Source organism: Sphingomonas sp. (genome assembly GCA_019635535.1).
Classification (GTDB): domain Bacteria; phylum Pseudomonadota; class Alphaproteobacteria; order Sphingomonadales; family Sphingomonadaceae; genus Allosphingosinicella.
This window is the reverse complement of record JAHBZH010000001.1, coordinates 233,524-250,000: the sequence shown is the minus strand read 5'-3', so window position 1 is coordinate 250,000 and position 16,477 is coordinate 233,524. Positions and strand designations below refer to the sequence as shown.

The window sequence follows — 16,477 nt, the reverse complement described above, 5'->3', positions numbered from 1 at the left end:
TTGAGGGGGCACAGGCCAGGGGGTAGCGACTGTTTAGCAAAAACACAGGGCTCTGCTAAGTCGGCTTCAAGACGACGTATAGGGTCTGACGCCTGCCCGGTGCCTGAAGGTTAAGTGGAGGGGTGCAAGCTCCGAAATGAAGCCCAGGTAAACGGCGGCCGTAACTATAACGGTCCTAAGGTAGCGAAATTCCTTGTCGGGTAAGTTCCGACCTGCACGAATGGCGTAACGACTTCCCCACTGTCTCCAGCACATGCTCAGCGAAATTGAATTCTCCGTGAAGATGCGGAGTACCCGCGGTTAGACGGAAAGACCCCGTGCACCTTTACTGCAGCTTCAGAGTGGCATTAGGAATGAACTGTGTAGGATAGGTGGGAGGCTTTGAAACATCGGCGCCAGCTGGTGTGGAGCCATTGGTGAAATACCACCCTGTCCATTCCTGATGTCTAACCACGCACCGTTATCCGGTGTTGGGACCCTCTGTGGCGGGTAGTTTGACTGGGGCGGTCGCCTCCCAAAGAGTAACGGAGGCGCGCGATGGTGGGCTCAGGACGGTTGGAAACCGTCTGTTAGAGTGCAATGGCATAAGCCCGCCTGACTGCGAGACTGACAAGTCGAGCAGAGACGAAAGTCGGTCATAGTGATCCGGTGGTCCCTCGTGGAAGGGCCATCGCTCAACGGATAAAAGGTACGCCGGGGATAACAGGCTGATAACCCCCAAGAGCTCATATCGACGGGGTTGTTTGGCACCTCGATGTCGGCTCATCACATCCTGGGGCTGGAGCAGGTCCCAAGGGTTTGGCTGTTCGCCAATTAAAGTGGTACGTGAGCTGGGTTCAGAACGTCGCGAGACAGTTTGGTCCCTATCTGCCGTGGGCGTCGATATTTGAGAGGAGTTGCCCCTAGTACGAGAGGACCGGGGTGAACATGCCTCTGGTGGACCTGTCATCGCGCCAGCGGTGCAGCAGGGTAGCTATGCATGGACGGGATAACCGCTGAAAGCATCTAAGCGGGAAGCCTCCCTCAAGATAAGATATCTCAGAGCCGTGGAAGACCACCACGTTGATAGGCTGGATGTGGAAGCGGGGTAACCCGTGGAGCTAACCAGTCCTAATTGCTCTATTCGCGCTTGAGAGTTCACACCGTCAACGACAGTTTTGGCTGTCGCTGGCATGTGGCTCAGCAGATCAAAGTTGCACGATTTCTAGATCCTGTACGCGCCGGCTTCATTGCTTGGTGACCATAGCGTCCGTGCCCCACCCGATCCCATCCCGAACTCGGCCGTGAAACCGGACTGCGCCGATGGTACTACCGCTTAAGCGTTGGAAGAGTAGGTCGTCGCCAGGCATTGCAGCCGGCGTGCACAGGATTTGAACCCATTCACATGTCATGAGCCCCGAAGCCGTCAGGCTTCGCAAGGCCGAACGGCCGCCCGAGCTTATTGCGAGGAAAGCCAAGCGGGCGGATGCCCGCGCCGGCGTTTGAGGCCGGCAAACTGGTGTCGCGGGGTGGAGCAGCCCGGTAGCTCGTCAGGCTCATAACCTGAAGGTCGCAGGTTCAAATCCTGCCCCCGCAACCAGCCCCCCGCAGCCAACTCGACCCCCTTTATCGCCTCGCCTTTCTGCGACCCGTTCGCATCGGCTTGAGATTCCGGTCCGGACGTGCTTCATTTCGCTTCCATCCATACCGGAAGGGGGCATGCAATGACCGACGGACCCACCAATCCGCTTCCCGGCGCGCCGACGTCGCTGGTCGATCGCGTAAAGAACATTCTGATTACGCCGAAAACCGAATGGGACGTGATCGATCGCGAGCCGGCCACTGTCGGCGGCCTGTTCACCTCTTATGTGATGATTCTAGCGGCGATCGGACCGGTTGCGACGATCATCGGCAGTTTCCTGATTGGCGTGCCGCCCGCCTTCATGATCGCGACGGCTGTCGTCAGCTATGCGATCAGCCTGGTGTTGGTGTTCATCAATTCGCTGATCATCGACGGCTTCGCCCCGACGTTCGGCGGCACGAAGAATCATGTCCAGGCAACCAAGGTGGCCGCTTATATCGGTACGCCGGGATGGCTGGTCGGAATTCTCAGCGTCGTCCCGGCGCTGCTGCCGCTGACCATGCTGCTGGGCTTCGCGGCCTTGGTCTACGGCATCTACCTGCTTTATCTCGGCCTGCCGCGCCTGATGCGCGTGGCCCAGGACAAGGCGGTGGGCTACATCGTTGTTGTCGTTGCCGCCTGGATCATCATCTACTGGGTCCTGCTGGCCGTGGTAATGGGCATCGTGCTGACCACGCTGGGCTTCGGCATGATGGGCGCGGCAGCGGCCGCTAGCTACTGAACTGAAACAGCCGTGTCGGGACGGGGCCGGGCAAGGCTCCGTCCAGCACGGTCTTTTTCGCCCATTCCATGTCGTCGGCGAGATAGCGGTCGGCGGCATGGAACGGGATCGCGGCGCGGATCGCCGCATGCGCCGGCGCCAGCGCCGGCGAGGTCGCCAGCGGCCTGTGGAAATCCACCCCCTGCGCCGCAGCCAGCAATTCGATCCCGATCACACCCGCCGCATTGTGCGCGATCCGCCGCGCCTTGAGTGCGCCGTGCGTCGCCATCGACACATGATCCTCCTGGCCCGCCGAGGTCGGGATCGTGTCGACGCTCGCCGGAAAGGCGAGGGACTTGTTCTCCGATACCAAAGCGGCGGCCGTCACCTGCGCGATCATGAAGCCGGAATTGACCCCCGAATCCTCGATCAGGAAAGGCGGCAGCCCGCTCATCTTCGGGTCGATCAGCACGCCGAGCCGCCGCTCGGCGATCGAGCCGATCTCGCACAGCGCCATCGCCAATATGTCGCCGGCAAAGGCGACCGGCTGGGCATGGAAATTGCCTCCGGACAGGGCATCCTCGCCGAACAGCAGTGGATTGTCGCTGACCGCATTGGCCTCGATCTCCAGCGTGCGCGCGGCGTTGCGGATCAGATCGAGCGCCGCGCCCATCACCTGCGGCTGGCAGCGGAAGCTGTAGGGATCCTGCACCCGCTCGCAATCGTCATGGCTGTGCCGGATCGCGCTGCCGTCGAGCAGGGTGCGCAGCACTTCGGCCACCGCGATCTGCCCCGGCTGGCCGCGCGCCGCGTGGATGCGCGGGTCGAAGGCGGCGTCGGTGCCCTTCAGCGCATCGGTCGACAGCGCCCCGCTGACCAGCGCCGAGGCGAAGATCCGCTCGGCCGTGAACAGCACGTCGAGCGCGATCGCGGTCGAGGCCTGGGTGCCGTTGATCAGGGCGAGGCCTTCCTTGGGCCCGAGCGTCAACGGCTTCTGGCCAAGCCGCGTCAATGCCTCCGCTGCTGGCAGAATGTCGCCGCCCAGCGCAATCCGACCTTCGCCGATCAGGGCCGCGCTCATATGGGCGAGCGGGGCGAGATCGCCCGAGGCGCCGACCGAGCCCTGGCTCGGCACCACCGGCAAGGCATCGGCCGCGATCAGCGCCAGCAGCCGTTCGATCACTTCGCGCCGGATGCCGCTATGCCCGCGTGCCAGCCCGATCACCTTCAGCGCCATCATCAGCCGCACGATGCGCGGTTCGAGCGGATCGCCGAGGCCGGCGCTGTGCGACAGGATCAGATTGCGCTGGAGCTCCTCCAGCCGGTCCGCCGGAATGCGCGTGTTGGCGAGCAGACCGAAGCCGGTGTTGATGCCGTAAACGGTGCGCCCGCTGGCGACGATGCGGCCGACAGCCGCGCTGGAGGCCTCGACCGCCGCCCAGGCACCCTCGTCGAGCGCGACCGAACCCCCCGTCCAGATCGCGCGAAGCTCGGCGAGCGTGACGCTGCCGGGCACGAGCGCGCTCACCGCCCCACCATCGGCAGGTCGAGCCCCTGCTCGCGCGCGCAATCGATCGCGATGTCGTAGCCCGCATCGGCATGGCGCATCACGCCGGTGCCGGGGTCGTTCCACAGCACCCGCTCCAGCCGCCTCGCTGCCGCCTCGCTGCCGTCGGCGACGATCACCACGCCGCTATGCTGGGAATAGCCCATGCCGACCCCGCCGCCATGATGGAGCGACACCCAGGTCGCGCCCGACGCGGTGTTGAGCAGCGCGTTGAGGAGCGGCCAGTCGGAAACGGCGTCGGAGCCGTCGGCCATCGCCTCGGTCTCGCGATTGGGGCTGGCGACCGAGCCGGAATCGAGATGGTCGCGCCCGATCACCACCGGAGCCTTAAGCTCGCCCTTGGCCACCATCTCGTTGAAGGCGAGGCCGAGCCGGTGACGCTGGCCGAGCCCGACCCAGCAGATCCGCGCCGGCAGGCCTTGGAAGGCGATGCGTTCGCGCGCCATGTCGAGCCAGCGGTGGAGGTGCGGATCGTCGGGGATCATCTCCTTCACCTTCGCGTCGGTGCGGTGGATGTCCTCCGGATCGCCCGACAGCGCCGCCCAGCGGAACGGGCCGATCCCCCGGCAGAAGAGCGGGCGGACATAAGCGGGCACGAAGCCGGGAAAGTCGAAGGCCCGCGCCACCCCTTCGTCCAGCGCGACCTGGCGGATGTTGTTGCCATAGTCGAAGGTCGGCACGCCCTGATCGTGCCAGGCGAGCATCGCCTCGACATGCACGGCCATCGACTTGCGCGCCTCGCGCTCCACCGCCTTGGGATCGCGCTCGCGCAGCTCGACCCATTTCTCGACGCTCCAGCCGATCGGCAGATAGCCGTTGACCGGATCGTGGGCGGAGGTCTGGTCGGTCACCGCGTCCGGGCGGATGCCGCGTTTCACCATCTCGGGCAGGATTTCGGCGGCGTTGCCGAGAATGCCGACGGAGATCGGTACGTCCGAGGCGCGGATCATCGCCAGCGCCTCGTCGATGCTCGCCGCGCGTCTGTCGAGATAGCGCGTCTCCAGCCGCTTCTCGATCCGGCTCTCCTGGCATTCGATCGCGATGCAGTGCGCGCCGGCCATCACGGCGGCGAGCGGCTGCGCGCCGCCCATGCCGCCAAGGCCCGCGGTCAGAACCCATTTGCCCGAAAGATCGCCGCCGAAATGCTGGCGGCCCATCTCGACGAAGGTCTCGTAGGTGCCCTGAACGATGCCCTGGCTGCCGATATAGATCCACGATCCGGCCGTCATCTGGCCGTACATCATGAGGCCCTTGCGATCCAATTCGTTGAAATGGTCCCAGGTCGCCCAGTGCGGCACCAGGTTCGAATTGGCGAGCAGCACGCGCGGCGCGTCCTTGTGCGTCGGGAAGACGCCGACCGGCTTGCCGGACTGGATCAGGAGCGTCTGATCCTCCTCCAGTCGCCGCAATGTCTCGACGATCGCATCGAAGCTCTCCCAGTCGCGCGCCGCGCGACCGATGCCGCCATAAACGACCAGCTCTTCCGGCGCCTCGGCGACCTGGGGATCGAGATTGTTCATCAGCATCCTGAGCGCCGCTTCGGTGGTCCAATATTTGGCGGTGCGCTCGGGGCCGGTGGCGGCGCGGATATGGCGGCTGTTGTCGCGTCTGTTGTGCATCTTCGCCCCCTACCCGAAAGGCTTTAGCTGTCCAATCCTGCCACGATCCGCCGTTCCGGCCCGGGCAGGCCGATCCAGTAAGCGAGCTCGGCCGGCCGGCCGATCCGCCAGACGCAGAGGTCGGCGGTCTTGCCGGCGCTGATCGTGCCGATCTCGTCCGCCAGGCCCAATGCCCTCGCGCCCTCGCGCGTCATGCCCGCCAGCGCCTCTTCCGGGGTCAGGCCGAACAGGGTGCAGGCCATGCTCATCATCAAGGTCGGTGAAAGTACCGGCGAGGTGCCGGGATTGCAGTCCGTCGCGACCGCCATCGGTACATTGTGCCGGCGCAGCAGATCGACCGGCGGCTTCTTCGTCTCCTTGAGCGCGTAGAAGGCGCCGGGCAGCAGCACCGCGACCATCCCCGCTTCGGCCATGGCGATGACCCCGGTCTCGTCGATATGCTCCAGATGATCGGCCGAAAGCGCGCCGTAGCGGGCGGCGAGCGCAGCGCCCCGCAGATTGCTGAGCTGTTCGGCGTGGAGCTTGATCTTCAGACCATGATGCCAAGCGGCACGAAAAAGGTCCTCCACCTCCTTCGGCGCGAAGCCGATCCCCTCGCAAAAGGCGTCCACCGCGCTCGCCAGGTCCTGCGCGGCGGCGGCGGGCAGGATGCCGTCGATCGCCAGCGCGACGAAGTCCTCGCGCCGGTCCCTGAACTCAGGCGGCAGGGCATGGAGTGCGAGCAGGGTCGTCTCGATCCGGACCTTCTCGCTGGCCGCCAGCACCCTGGCGGCGCGCAGCATCTTGAGCTCCGCGTCGATGTCGAGCCCGTAGCCGGACTTGATCTCGATCGTGGTGACGCCCGCCGTCATCAACGCCCTGAGGCGCGGCCTCGCGGCCTCGACCAGCTCGTCGAGCGATGCCGCGCGGGTCGCCTTGACCGTCGAGACGATGCCGCCGCCCGCCGCCGCGATCTCCTCGTAGCTCGCGCCTTCGAGGCGCTGCTCGAATTCGCCCGCCCGGTTGCCGCCGAAGACGAGGTGGGTGTGGCAATCGACCAGCCCCGGCGTCACCCAGGCGCCGTGCAGCGGTTCGACCTTCCGCGCCTGATAGCCGGCCAGCTCGGTGCGCTTGCCGACCCGCACGATCCGCCCGTCCTGGATGCCGATCGCGCCGTTCTCGATCGCGCCGAACGCGCCGGGCAATGCCGGGTCCATCGTCGCGATGTTGCAGTCGATCAGCAGCCGGTCCCACATGGCCTCGCTTTCTAGGGGCTCGGGCGTGTAAGGGCAAAGGATGAGCTGGAAATCGATCGCCGACCTGATCGTGGAAGACGCCGCGGCGCCGGTCGCGCTGCTGGGCGCGCCGATGGACGCCGGTTCGGTGACGCCGGGCCGCTGCGATCTCGCGCCTGATGCGGTGCGCCGCGCACTGAAGCGGCTCAGCACCTACGATCTGGTCGAAGCGCTGGAGATCGAAACGGCGCTGCGCGACGCGGGCGACGTGCCGGTGCGCGGCGTGATGCCGGTGGACGGCTTCCTGCCCATCCGCGATGCGGTGGCCGATTGCGTGGCGCGCCACGATCTCACCTTGCTGATCGGCGGCAACAATGCCGTCACCCGCCCCGCCGCGCACGGCCTCGGCCTGCCGCTCGACGCGGTGGGCCTCATCACCCTCGACGCCCATTTCGACATGCGCGACACGGATCGGGGACCGCTCAACGGCAATCCGGTCCGCTGCCTGCTGGAGGACGGGCTGCCCGGCGCCAATATCTGCCAGCTCGGCCTCGCCCCCTTCGCCAATACGAAGAAGATGCACGAGGACGCGCTCGCCGCCGGGATCGGCGTGTTCGATATCGAATTCGTCCTCTCCGAAGGGATCGAGGCGGCGATCGACGAGGCGCTGGAGCGGCTTTCCCATGTCGAGGCGATCCTGGTCGATTTCGACATCGACGTGATCGATCGCGGCCAGTTCCCCGGCGCCCCCGGCGCCCGCGCTGGCGGCCTGCCGGTCTGGGACTTCTTCCGGGCCGCGCGCCGGCTCGCTGAGGAGGAGCGGGTGCGCGTCGCCGATCTCACCGAATTCGATCCCAGCCTGGACGCCAGCGACTTGAGCGGCCTCACCGCCGCGCGCTGGGTCTGCGAAATCCTGGCCGGCCAGGCGAGGCGCGGATGATCGATTCCGATCCCGTGCTCACCGATGCCTTCCGCCAGGCGATGCGCCGCGTCGCCTCCACGGTGAATGTCATCAGCCTGTGCGTGCGCGGCGAGGCGATGGGGATCACCGCCACTGCGGTGTCGTCGATCTCGCTCGATCCGCCGAGCCTGCTGGCCTGCATCAATCGCGCGGCGGCCGTGCATACGCCGATGGAGGATGTAACTCATTTCCGGGTCAATGTGCTCCATCGCGATCAGGAGGACGTGGCCCGGATCTTCGCCGACCGGCGTTTCCATGCCGAACGCTTCCTCGAAGGCTGGGAAAATGATTGCGTTCGCCCGCCCCGGCTGCTCGACGCCCAGGCCTCGATCCTGTGCCGCCGGATCGACCATCATCCGTTCGGCACGCATTCGATCTTCATCGGCGTGGTCGAGGAGGTGGCGACGCGCGACGGCGTCGATCCGCTTGTCTATCTCGACGGCCGCTACGGCAGCGTCGGCGGCTGACTATTGCCTCGCGAACAATGCGTCGGGGTCCGCCATCGCCTTGATCTCCAGCGCGTTGCCGGAGGGGTCGCGGAAGAACATCGTCGCCTGCTCGCCAGGTTGACCCCTGAAGCGCACGGTAGGCGCAATCGCGAATTCGACCTTGCCCTCCAGCCGGGCGGCGAGCTTTTGCCAATCGGCCATCGCCAGCACCGCGCCGAAATGCGGCACCGGTACGTCATGCCCGTCCACCGCGTTGGAGGCGCGCGCGGCGACCGCTTCGGGCGCGAGATGGGCGACGATCTGATGGCCGAAGAAATCGAAATCGATCCATTCGTTAGAGGACCGCCCTTCGGGGCAGCCGAGCAGCCCGCCGTAAAAGGCGCGCGCGGCGGCGAGATCGTGGACGGGGAAAGCGAGATGAAAGGGCGGCAGGCTGGACATGGCGCTTGCTTAGCGCGTTCCGGCTCGGGCGGGGAGAGGCTTGCGCGCGGTGGCCCGAGCCGGCCGGCCTTGCCGCCGCGCGCCAGACATGATTCCTTCGCGGTCTTTCGGGGGAGGCGTTCGATGCGGACTGGACTGGCACTGTTGCTGCTCGCGGGAACTGGCCTGGCGGGCTGCGTGCCGCCTGCGGTCCAGGCGCCGCCCCCCGCTGTGCCCGCCCCGCCGCCGCCGAGACCTTATGCCCCGACGGGGTTGGAGACCGTGCTCGGCGCCTCCGCCGCCGCACTCGTGGCGCAATTCGGCCAGCCCGATCTCGACGCGCGTGAGGGCCCGGCGCGCAAGCTGCAGTTCCTGGGAGCGGCCTGCGTGCTCGACGCCTATCTCTATCCGCCGCGCGGCGGACGGGGTGAAGCGGTCGTCACCCATGTCGATGCCCGCCTCCCCGACGGGCGGGAGATGGACCGCTCCTCCTGCGTCGCGGCGCTCAGCCGGCGGCGGGAGGCGCAGTAAGCCGCCCGAGCGCCCAGCGCGCCGCGTCCGCGACAACGGCATCCTCATCGTCGGCCAGCGCGCGAAGCGCCGGGATGAAGCCTGCCAGCCCGCTATTCCCCGCGGCGATCGCCGCGTTGCGCACCATCCGGTTGCGCCCGATCCGCTTGATCGGCGATCCGGCGAAGACCCTTCGGAACCCAGCATCGTCGAGCTCCAGCAGATCGGCGAGCGCCGGCGCCGCGAGTTCGGCGCGGGGCAGGAACGCCCGGTTGGTGCGCGCCGCGTCGGCGAAGCGGTTCCACGGGCACACCGCCAGGCAATCATCGCAGCCATAGATGCGGTTGCCGATCGCTGCGCGGAATTCCTCCGGGATCGGCCCCTTATGCTCGATCGTGAGATAGGAGATACAGCGGCGCGCATCGAGCCGGAACGGCGCGGGAAAGGCGTCGGTCGGGCAGGCGTCGAGGCAGGCGCGGCAGGAGCCGCAGCGCATCGCGTGCGGCGCGGCCGGCGCCAGCTCCAGCGTCGTGTAGATCGCGCCCAGGAACAGCCAGCTTCCGTCCGCGCGGCTGACCAGATTGGTGTGCTTGCCCTGCCAGCCGATCCCCGCCGCCTCGGCCAGCGGCTTTTCCATCACCGGCGCGGTGTCGACGAACACCTTGATCGGCTCGCCGGCCGCGTCGACCAGCCAGCGGCCCAGCGCCTTCAGCGCCTTCTTGACCACATCATGATAGTCGGCGCCCTGGGCGTACACCGAGATGCGGCCCCGCTCCGGGTGATCGGCCAGCGCCAGCGGATCGGCGGCGGGGGCATAGCTCATGCCGAGCGAGATCACGCTCCTGACCTCCGGCCACAACCCGACGGGCGAGGCGCGGCGGTCCGCCGTCTCGGCCATCCAGATCATGTCGCCATGCGCGCCGTCTGCGAGCCAGGCGCGCAGCCGCTCGCCGGCCTGCGGCGCGGCGTCCGCGCGCGCGATTCCGAACGCGGCGAAGCCCGTTTCCCGGGCTTTCCGTTCCAGCTGCGTTTCCATGTTTATATTGCCATTCAACACTTTCTCGGCTTTACCACTTTACTTGTTCGGGGGGGAAGCTGGGCGGCGTGACTGGCGAATTGGCGATCAAGGCCCGGGGACTGTTCAAGTCCTTCGACGGCAAGCCTGCGGTGCGCGGCATCGACATCGCCGTGCCGCAGGGCAGCATCTACGGCATATTGGGACCGAACGGCGCCGGCAAGACGACGACGCTGAGGATGCTGCTCGGCATCATCGAGCCGGATGCGGGGCATCGCGCCCTGCTCGGCCACGAACGGCCGCTCGAGGCCGCCGGGATCGTCGGCTACCTGCCCGAGGAGCGCGGCCTTTATCCGGCGATGACGACGCGGGAGGCGATCGCCTTCATGGGCGCGCTCAGGGGCCTGCCGCTCGAAATCGGGCGAAGGCGCGCGGAGATCCTGCTCGGCGAAAACGGCCTCGGCGACTATGTCGACAAGCCGATCAAGAGCCTCAGCAAGGGCATGGCGCAGACCATCCAGCTGTTCGGCACGATCGTCCACAAGCCCCGGCTGGTCGTGCTCGACGAGCCGTTCTCGGGCCTCGACGCGATCAATCAGGGCCGATTGGAGCATCTGATCCGCGAGGAGGCGGCCGCCGGCGCGACCGTGATCTTCTCCACCCATGTCATCCATCATGCCGAGCGTTTGTGCGAGCGCGTGGCGATCATCGCCGGCGGGCAGATCCGGTTCGAGGGCCGGGTGGCCGAGGCGCGCGATCGGCTGCGGCCGCAGGTCCGGCTGAAAACCCGCGACGCCGATGGCGCCTGGCGCCGGGCGCTGCCCGCCGAGGCGCGGCTGCGCGACGGTATCTGGTCGTTCGATCTGCCCGACGAAGGTGTCGAGGCGCTGCTGAAGGCGCTGATCGACGGCGGCGCCGGCATCGAGGAATTGTCGATCGAGCGGCGCGGGCTGCACGATGCCTTCGTCGCGATAGCCGGCGAGGCCGCCGCGCGCGAGATGGGCGATGACGATGAAGACGCGCTCGGGGAGGCCGCCTGATGAGCCTGTTCGATGCCGCCTGGGTCATCGCGCGCCGCGATTTCACCGCGACGGTCATGTCGCGCACCTTCATCCTGTTCCTGATCGTGCCGCTGGTCCTTTTCGCGGCCGTGCTGGGCGTCAGCCAGATGATCGACGACGCCGAGCGGAGTTCGTCGCAGCCATTGGTCGCTCTGGTCGTCGATACGGCGACGGCACAAGACCTGCAGGCGGCGCGGGCGCGGCTGGTGGCGGGAACCTCCGAGCGCGCCTTTCCGCGTCTCGAAGTCGTCGCGCCGGCGGAAAATGTCGGGGCGCAGGCGATCGCGCTGCTCGCCGACGAGGGAGTCGGCTATTCGGCGGTGCTGAGCGGCACGCTCGAACGCCTGGTGCTGGCCGGCCCGGCGAAGGTCGAGGAAAGCGTCGGCGCGCGCATGCAGCTGATCGTCGATGACGCGCGGCGGGCGGCGGCGCTCGATGCCGCCGGCGGCGCGCCGCCGGCGATCCAGGTCGAACGGGCGGTGACCGAGCAGGCCGCCGGCAATCTCCAGATGCTCCGTCGCGATATCGCGCGCGTCGTCCAGGGGCTGATCTTCGGCATCACCGTGCTGCTCGCCACCTTGCTGCTGTCGAACATGGCGGAGGAAAAATCCAACAAGGTCATTGAAGTGCTGGCCGCCGCGGTGCCGCTCGACGCGGTGTTCCTCGGCAAGCTCATCGCGATGCTCGGCATCTCCTTCGTCGGCCTGGCCCTGTGGGGCGGCATGGCAGGGCTGGCCTATCTGTTCGTGCAGGTGGTGCAGGACTGGATGACGCTGCCGCAGGTGGCGCCGGCCGTCGGGTGGGCGGTCTTCCTGTTGCTCGTCCTCTTCTATTACGGCGCCAATTACATGCTGCTCGGCGCGCTGTTCCTCGGCATCGGCGCCCAGGCGAGCAACATCCGCGAGATCCAGACGCTCTCCATGCCCGTGACCTTGTTGCAGGTCGCCGTGTTCCTGATCGCCGTCTCCGTGGTGGGCAGCAGTGAGGGATGGCTGGTCTGGTTCGCCTATGCCTTCCCGTTCAGCTCGCCGCTGGCGATGATCGCCCATGCCGCGCGGTTCGAGGATCTCTGGCCGCATCTGCTGGCGCTCGTCTGGCAGACGATCTGGGTGGTGCTCATCATCCGGATGTCCTCGCGGATGTTCCGGATGACCGTGCTCAAATCCGCGTCCGGCGGCTCCTTCTTCAGCCTCGGCTTCTGGCGCGGAACCGGCGCGGGCTGACCGGGCTCAGACGGGAGCCGGGCCGGCCTGTTCCCACAGTTCGATCTTGATGCCGTCGCAATCGAGGATCCAGGCGAACTTGCCATAGTCCTCCGACTGGGTGCCGAGGATGTCGACGCCCTTCGCCTTCAGTTCCTCCAGGAAGGCGTCCAAGTCGTCGACGCGCAGGTTGATCATGAACGCGGCGTCCGACGGGCCGAAATAGTCGGTCTCCTGCTTGAACGGGCTGAGCAGGCTGTAGGGATCGTCCTTGCTTTCGTCCGCCCAGCGGAAATGGGCGCCCCAGTCGCCGCCGATGCCCAGATTCTCCATGTACCAGGCCTGCGTCCGCGCCGGATCGGCCGTCTTGTAGAAGATGCCGCCCAGTCCCGTGACCTTCGCCATGCCCAATCTCCCGTTGCCGCCCACCGATCGCATTCTAGGTCCATCGCGAGCTCCCCGCCATCGCCCGGACGGGTGATTTCGGCCACGAGCCGCGCGGGGCCGAATCGCGTCCGGTGCGTTTCTGCGTTATGGAGGCGGCATGAACCAGGATGTGGTGGACCTGATTCGCGACGAGCGCGACCGCGCGCTCGAAACGCTCCGGCAGATCGAGGACGAGGGCCTCGTCATCCAGGAATCGGAGGATGGCGGGCCGATGCGCGACGTCACCGCCAAGCGCGCCAACCGCCAGCGCCAGATCATCGAGCGGATGGACCGCGTGCTCGACGCCGTGGCGCGCGAGGCCGCGCTCGCCGATGAGGCATATTGACTGCCGTCCGCTGGCGACTGTCAGCCGGGGATGCGGGCAATGACTTTGATCTCGAAATCGAACCCCGCGAGCCAGTTGACGCCGATCGCCGTCCAGTTCGGATAGGGCGGCTCCGGAAAGATATCGCTCTTGACGGCCATGATCGTGCCGAACTGGCTTTCGGGATCGGTGTGGAAGGTCGTCACGTCGACGATGTCGTCGAATCCGCACCCGCCGGCCTTCAGCGTCGCTTCGAGATTGGCGAAGGCGAGACGGACCTGCGCCTCGAAATCCGGCTCGGGCGAGCCGTCGCGCCGGCTGCCGACCTGACCGGAGACGAACAGCAGATCGCCGGACCGGATCGCGGCGGAATAACCGTGCTGGGCATATAGATCGTGCCGGTTGGCGGGGAAGACGGCGTCGCGCTTGGGCATGGAGGATCTCCTTCGGTTCGCAGGGAGGTGGTCCCCCGGGCCCCTCTCCGCAAGGGAGCCCGGCTTCCGGTCAATGCCCGTAGACCGCCGCCGCGGCCCTGGTGAGTGCCTTCATCGCGTCCATATGCGGGAAGGGGCCGTGGCTGATCCGCGCCACGCCGACGCCCGCCACCTCGGCCGCCGACGGCGCGCCGGGGAAGGCCATGAAATTGACCGGGATCGGCGCGGCGGCGCAGACCCGCTCCAGCAAAGCGAGATTGGCGAGGCCGGGGACGAAGAAGCCGCTCGCGCCGGCATCGGCATAGGCCTCGGCCCGTTCGATCGCGGCATCGACCTTGGCATCGTCATGCGTGTCCGGCTTGGCCTGCAGGAAGATATCGGTGCGCGCGTTGAGGAAGAAATCCGCGCCGACGGCTGCGCGGATCGCGCCGATGCGCGCCGCCTGGTCGGCGATCGGGTGGAGGCCGTTGCCGCCGACCACCTGGTCCTCGAAATTGCAGCCGATCGCGCCGGTCTCGGCCAGCCGCGCGACATTGGCCGCGACCGCGTCGGGCGCGAGCGCATAGCCGCCCTCGAAATCCACCGTCACCGGCAGCTCGACCGACGCGACGATCCGCGCCGCATTGGCCAGCGCCACCTCGATCGGCAGCCCCTCGCCGTCCGCGAACCCGTTCGCCGCCGCGACCGAGGCGCTGCCCGTCGCGATCGCCCTGGCACCGGCCGCCGCCACCGCCTTCGCGCTGCCCGCATCCCAGATATTGTAGAGGATGACGGGATCGCCCGGCCGGTGCAGGGCGGCGAACAAAGCGGCTTTTTCGGACTGTGACGGCATCGCGGCAATCTCCTTTTCGTGCGCTGGGGGGCGGGTGCTGATCATCCTGGACGATGCGCGTGGCAATGGCCTGCAAGGTCATGCCGGGCGTCCCGTTTCTTGCGGTCAGGCGGGGCGGCGCCGCTGCCGCGCGATCAGGGCGTCCCTCTCTGTAAAGTTGACTAAGTTGACAGGGTGAGGGGTGTTTTGGCGGGGGCCGAAGGGCGGAAGGCAAGCTACGAAATGTCAGCATCTTCACCCCCATATGCGCGGCGGCGCGGCAGAAAATGTTTTCGTGTGAAAGGGGCAGTTCAAAGAGCCGACGAAACGAAGCCGAAGCCCCGAGTCGGGGGGCAACGTGACGGAGGATTTCCTACATTGGAAGCGGGACGGGGCAGATAAATACATACTGCCCCAATTTTCCCGATTTCCCGGAATTCAAGGCTCCAGTTCCAGCGGATATTCGTCGTAAGTGCGACCATGCAACTCGCGGCCTGTCGCCTTCTTGTTGCGTCCGCCCCACTGCTTGAAGAAAAAAGCAACGTCGTCTCGACGACAGATTTCGTACAGCCTTTCGACCCACTCCTCATCCATTGGCCGCGCTCTGGGACCGGACTCCCCACCGACAATGGCCCAGTGGATTTTCCGCAGATCAATGTCATCAATCCGACCGATCAGTGGCTCGAATGATACGAAGAGCGTCGCGCCGGATATCAAGGAAAGATGACCCACGCGCTCAGCAACGTCCGCGTTCTCGACTGATGTTCCCAGCCACACATGCATCAAGTTCTGCAAAGCGCCGTTTTTGAAAAGCTTGGCCATTCGTTCTGGGCGCTTCGTGAGGATCTGGAAGTGATGCTGAGGGCACGCCTCCATCATCTCCCATACTTTGGCTATAAATTTGTCAGGAACTGAATCGTGGAACAAGTCAGCCATCGAGTTAACGAAAACACGTTTTCCCTTTCTCCATTCCAGCGGTGCGGACAGGCTGGACTCATCGATGTTGATCTTACCCGTCCAAACGTAACGGCCCCCACTCTTTCTGGTTGTGCCCTTATATTTTGCATGTCCCATCGCCTGCAGACGCGCCGCCATGCGCATTGCATAGCAGTTGCTGCAACCACTCGATGCGATGGTGCAGCCCGCCACCGGATTCCAGGTGACATCCGTCCATTCGATTTCTGAAATGCCAGCCATCAGGCTGTTCTTAGAATATGGTTCGCAATACGCATCGCCGTTTGGGATGCCGCCTGACTCGGGTTGGCGCAAGCAAACATGAGCGAAAAATCGTGGCGCTTTCCCCTGCCCAGTGGAAGATAGGCCTTCGCAACTCCGCCTGCGAATATGCCTCGTAGATGGTCCTGGAACATTTCTGAGAATTGCTTGGCCCTTGCGATCTTCTCCAGCCTCTCATCCACGCCCCCAAAGAGATCATCGATCGGGTCGGTACGGCGGACAGCCTTCGCCCGCCACGCCGATGACCCCCAGAGTTCATCTATTTTCGAGGCACCCGGTAGAAAGGTTCCGTCATCTTTGATTTGGCGAGACATCCCATCGACAGGCACCAAATACCAAAGGTCGACCTTCTTGGTGGCGGCCATACGCTCGATAGTCTGCCATCTCACGCTCAGACCAAATGGATCGAGAAAGACTACCGCCCTGTCGAGGCGATTGGCAGCTATGCGATCACAAAACTCTCGGAGCCGGTCGTTGGCGTCGCCATGGACGATATCTATTTGCCTATTGGGAAACTGAGCGCAGAGGCCGGAGAGTGATCGGACATTTTCTCCACTCTTCTCGATGAAAACGTATTGGTCGAAGGGCGGATCGACGCCCAAGGCGCGTACCGGGGAGCCTTCTATGACGTCGGCGGTAGGGAAGAGGGTTGGGTCGTCCGACTTCAGGGATTCTGTCTTTGAGGCGGAGGCTCCAGAGCCGGCGAATCCGTCAACATAAAAGAGACGAAAATCCTGCTTCTTCATGACGGTGACGTATGCCGCCAAATATTTCGCGACGACGTCCAATTTCCGCCGGGTATGCTCTCCACCAAAGGCTTGGACACGCTCGGTCATGTAACCCCTCCTCGTTCCGTTTATCGGAACGAAGAGTGAACATCAAGTCGGAATCACTCCGTAATTGGCA

17 protein-coding genes, 1 tRNA gene and 2 rRNA genes (1 of these 20 cut by a window edge) are annotated in these 16,477 nt (G+C 65.7%); 10 read left to right on the top strand and 10 right to left on the bottom strand.

Annotation, left to right across the window (positions count from 1 at the left end; translation table 11 throughout):
- The 4 genes from KF780_01315 to KF780_01300 all read left to right on the top strand — a co-directional run.
- Positions 1 to 1,134 (top strand): 23S ribosomal RNA (locus KF780_01315) (it extends 1,673 nt beyond the left edge of the window).
- A gap of 98 nt (positions 1,135 to 1,232) precedes the next feature.
- Positions 1,233 to 1,347, top strand: a 5S ribosomal RNA gene (gene rrf, locus KF780_01310).
- A 155-nt stretch (positions 1,348 to 1,502) separates the two neighbouring features.
- A tRNA-Met gene (locus KF780_01305) sits at positions 1,503 to 1,579 on the top strand.
- 124 nt (positions 1,580 to 1,703) lie between these two features.
- Positions 1,704 to 2,342 (top strand): DUF1282 family protein, encoded by a 639-nt coding sequence (locus KF780_01300; protein ID MBX3560427.1) that lies wholly within the window; start codon positions 1,704 to 1,706, stop codon positions 2,340 to 2,342.
- On the opposite strand, the gene hutH is transcribed toward KF780_01300, so the two are convergent.
- From hutH to hutI, 3 genes are read right to left on the bottom strand one after another with little or no spacing between them, the layout of a single operon-like run.
- Positions 2,332 to 3,849, bottom strand: coding sequence for a histidine ammonia-lyase (gene hutH, locus KF780_01295; GenBank protein ID MBX3560426.1), 1,518 nt, complete (start codon positions 3,847 to 3,849; stop codon positions 2,332 to 2,334). The two genes, KF780_01300 and hutH, sit on opposite strands and share 11 nt — an antisense overlap.
- Positions 3,846 to 5,507: a urocanate hydratase gene (gene hutU, locus KF780_01290; protein ID MBX3560425.1), complete on the bottom strand. Its 1,662-nt coding sequence runs from the start codon at positions 5,505 to 5,507 to the stop codon at positions 3,846 to 3,848. Before hutU ends, hutH begins: the two co-directional genes overlap by 4 nt.
- 23 nt (positions 5,508 to 5,530) lie before the next feature.
- Positions 5,531 to 6,703: an imidazolonepropionase gene (gene hutI / locus KF780_01285; protein ID MBX3560424.1), complete on the bottom strand. Its 1,173-nt coding sequence runs from the start codon at positions 6,701 to 6,703 to the stop codon at positions 5,531 to 5,533.
- A gap of 79 nt (positions 6,704 to 6,782) precedes the next feature.
- On the opposite strand from hutI, the gene KF780_01280 reads away from it, so the two are divergent.
- Entirely contained in the window at positions 6,783 to 7,661 is an 879-nt protein-coding gene (locus KF780_01280; GenBank protein ID MBX3560423.1) for an arginase family protein, read from the top strand.
- The gene (locus KF780_01275) at positions 7,658 to 8,149 is read left to right on the top strand and encodes a flavin reductase family protein (GenBank protein MBX3560422.1); all 492 of its coding nucleotides are present in this window, start codon (positions 7,658 to 7,660) and stop codon (positions 8,147 to 8,149) included. Before KF780_01280 ends, KF780_01275 begins: the two co-directional genes overlap by 4 nt.
- Here the strand turns inward: KF780_01275 and KF780_01270 are convergent, their stop codons facing one another.
- The gene (locus tag KF780_01270; GenBank protein ID MBX3560421.1) at positions 8,150 to 8,572 is read right to left on the bottom strand and encodes a VOC family protein; all 423 of its coding nucleotides are present in this window, start codon (positions 8,570 to 8,572) and stop codon (positions 8,150 to 8,152) included. It abuts the gene before it with no gap.
- A 123-nt stretch (positions 8,573 to 8,695) separates the two neighbouring features.
- Here KF780_01270 and KF780_01265 point away from each other — a divergent pair, with 123 nt between their 5' ends.
- Complete coding sequence (locus KF780_01265; protein ID MBX3560420.1) at positions 8,696 to 9,082, top strand: hypothetical protein; 387 nt, start codon at positions 8,696 to 8,698, stop codon at positions 9,080 to 9,082.
- On the opposite strand, the gene queG is transcribed toward KF780_01265, so the two are convergent.
- Positions 9,057 to 10,097: a tRNA epoxyqueuosine(34) reductase QueG gene (queG, locus tag KF780_01260; GenBank protein ID MBX3560419.1), complete on the bottom strand. Its 1,041-nt coding sequence runs from the start codon at positions 10,095 to 10,097 to the stop codon at positions 9,057 to 9,059. The genes KF780_01265 and queG overlap by 26 nt on opposite strands.
- A gap of 59 nt (positions 10,098 to 10,156) precedes the next feature.
- Between queG and KF780_01255 the strand changes: the two genes are divergently transcribed.
- Positions 10,157 to 11,116, top strand: coding sequence for an ATP-binding cassette domain-containing protein (locus KF780_01255; GenBank protein MBX3560418.1), 960 nt, complete (start codon positions 10,157 to 10,159; stop codon positions 11,114 to 11,116).
- Positions 11,116 to 12,360 carry an ABC transporter permease gene (locus tag KF780_01250; GenBank protein ID MBX3560417.1) on the top strand — a complete coding sequence of 415 codons (1,245 nt, stop codon included), beginning with the start codon at positions 11,116 to 11,118 and terminating at the stop codon, positions 12,358 to 12,360. The genes KF780_01255 and KF780_01250 overlap by 1 nt, the downstream gene beginning before the upstream one ends.
- Before the next feature lie 6 nt (positions 12,361 to 12,366).
- Here the strand turns inward: KF780_01250 and KF780_01245 are convergent, their stop codons facing one another.
- A complete protein-coding gene (locus tag KF780_01245; GenBank protein ID MBX3560416.1) occupies positions 12,367 to 12,744 on the bottom strand; it encodes a VOC family protein in 378 nt (125 codons plus the stop codon).
- A 139-nt stretch (positions 12,745 to 12,883) separates the two neighbouring features.
- Between KF780_01245 and KF780_01240 the strand changes: the two genes are divergently transcribed.
- A complete protein-coding gene (locus KF780_01240; protein ID MBX3560415.1) occupies positions 12,884 to 13,111 on the top strand; it encodes a hypothetical protein in 228 nt (75 codons plus the stop codon).
- Positions 13,112 to 13,131: 20 nt separating this feature from the next.
- Here the strand turns inward: KF780_01240 and KF780_01235 are convergent, their stop codons facing one another.
- From KF780_01235 to tcmP, 4 genes are all read right to left on the bottom strand, one after another.
- Positions 13,132 to 13,524 carry a RidA family protein gene (locus tag KF780_01235; GenBank protein MBX3560414.1) on the bottom strand — a complete coding sequence of 131 codons (393 nt, stop codon included), beginning with the start codon at positions 13,522 to 13,524 and terminating at the stop codon, positions 13,132 to 13,134.
- A gap of 70 nt (positions 13,525 to 13,594) precedes the next feature.
- On the bottom strand, positions 13,595 to 14,356 hold the full coding sequence (locus KF780_01230) for an isocitrate lyase/phosphoenolpyruvate mutase family protein (protein MBX3560413.1): 762 nt from the start codon (positions 14,354 to 14,356) through the stop codon (positions 13,595 to 13,597).
- 417 nt (positions 14,357 to 14,773) lie between these two features.
- Positions 14,774 to 15,532, bottom strand: a complete 759-nt coding sequence (locus KF780_01225; protein MBX3560412.1) for a DUF5131 family protein — start codon at positions 15,530 to 15,532, stop codon at positions 14,774 to 14,776.
- Positions 15,532 to 16,407: a three-Cys-motif partner protein TcmP gene (gene tcmP / locus KF780_01220; protein ID MBX3560411.1), complete on the bottom strand. Its 876-nt coding sequence runs from the start codon at positions 16,405 to 16,407 to the stop codon at positions 15,532 to 15,534. Before tcmP ends, KF780_01225 begins: the two co-directional genes overlap by 1 nt.
- Between the last annotated feature and the right edge of the window lie 70 nt (positions 16,408 to 16,477).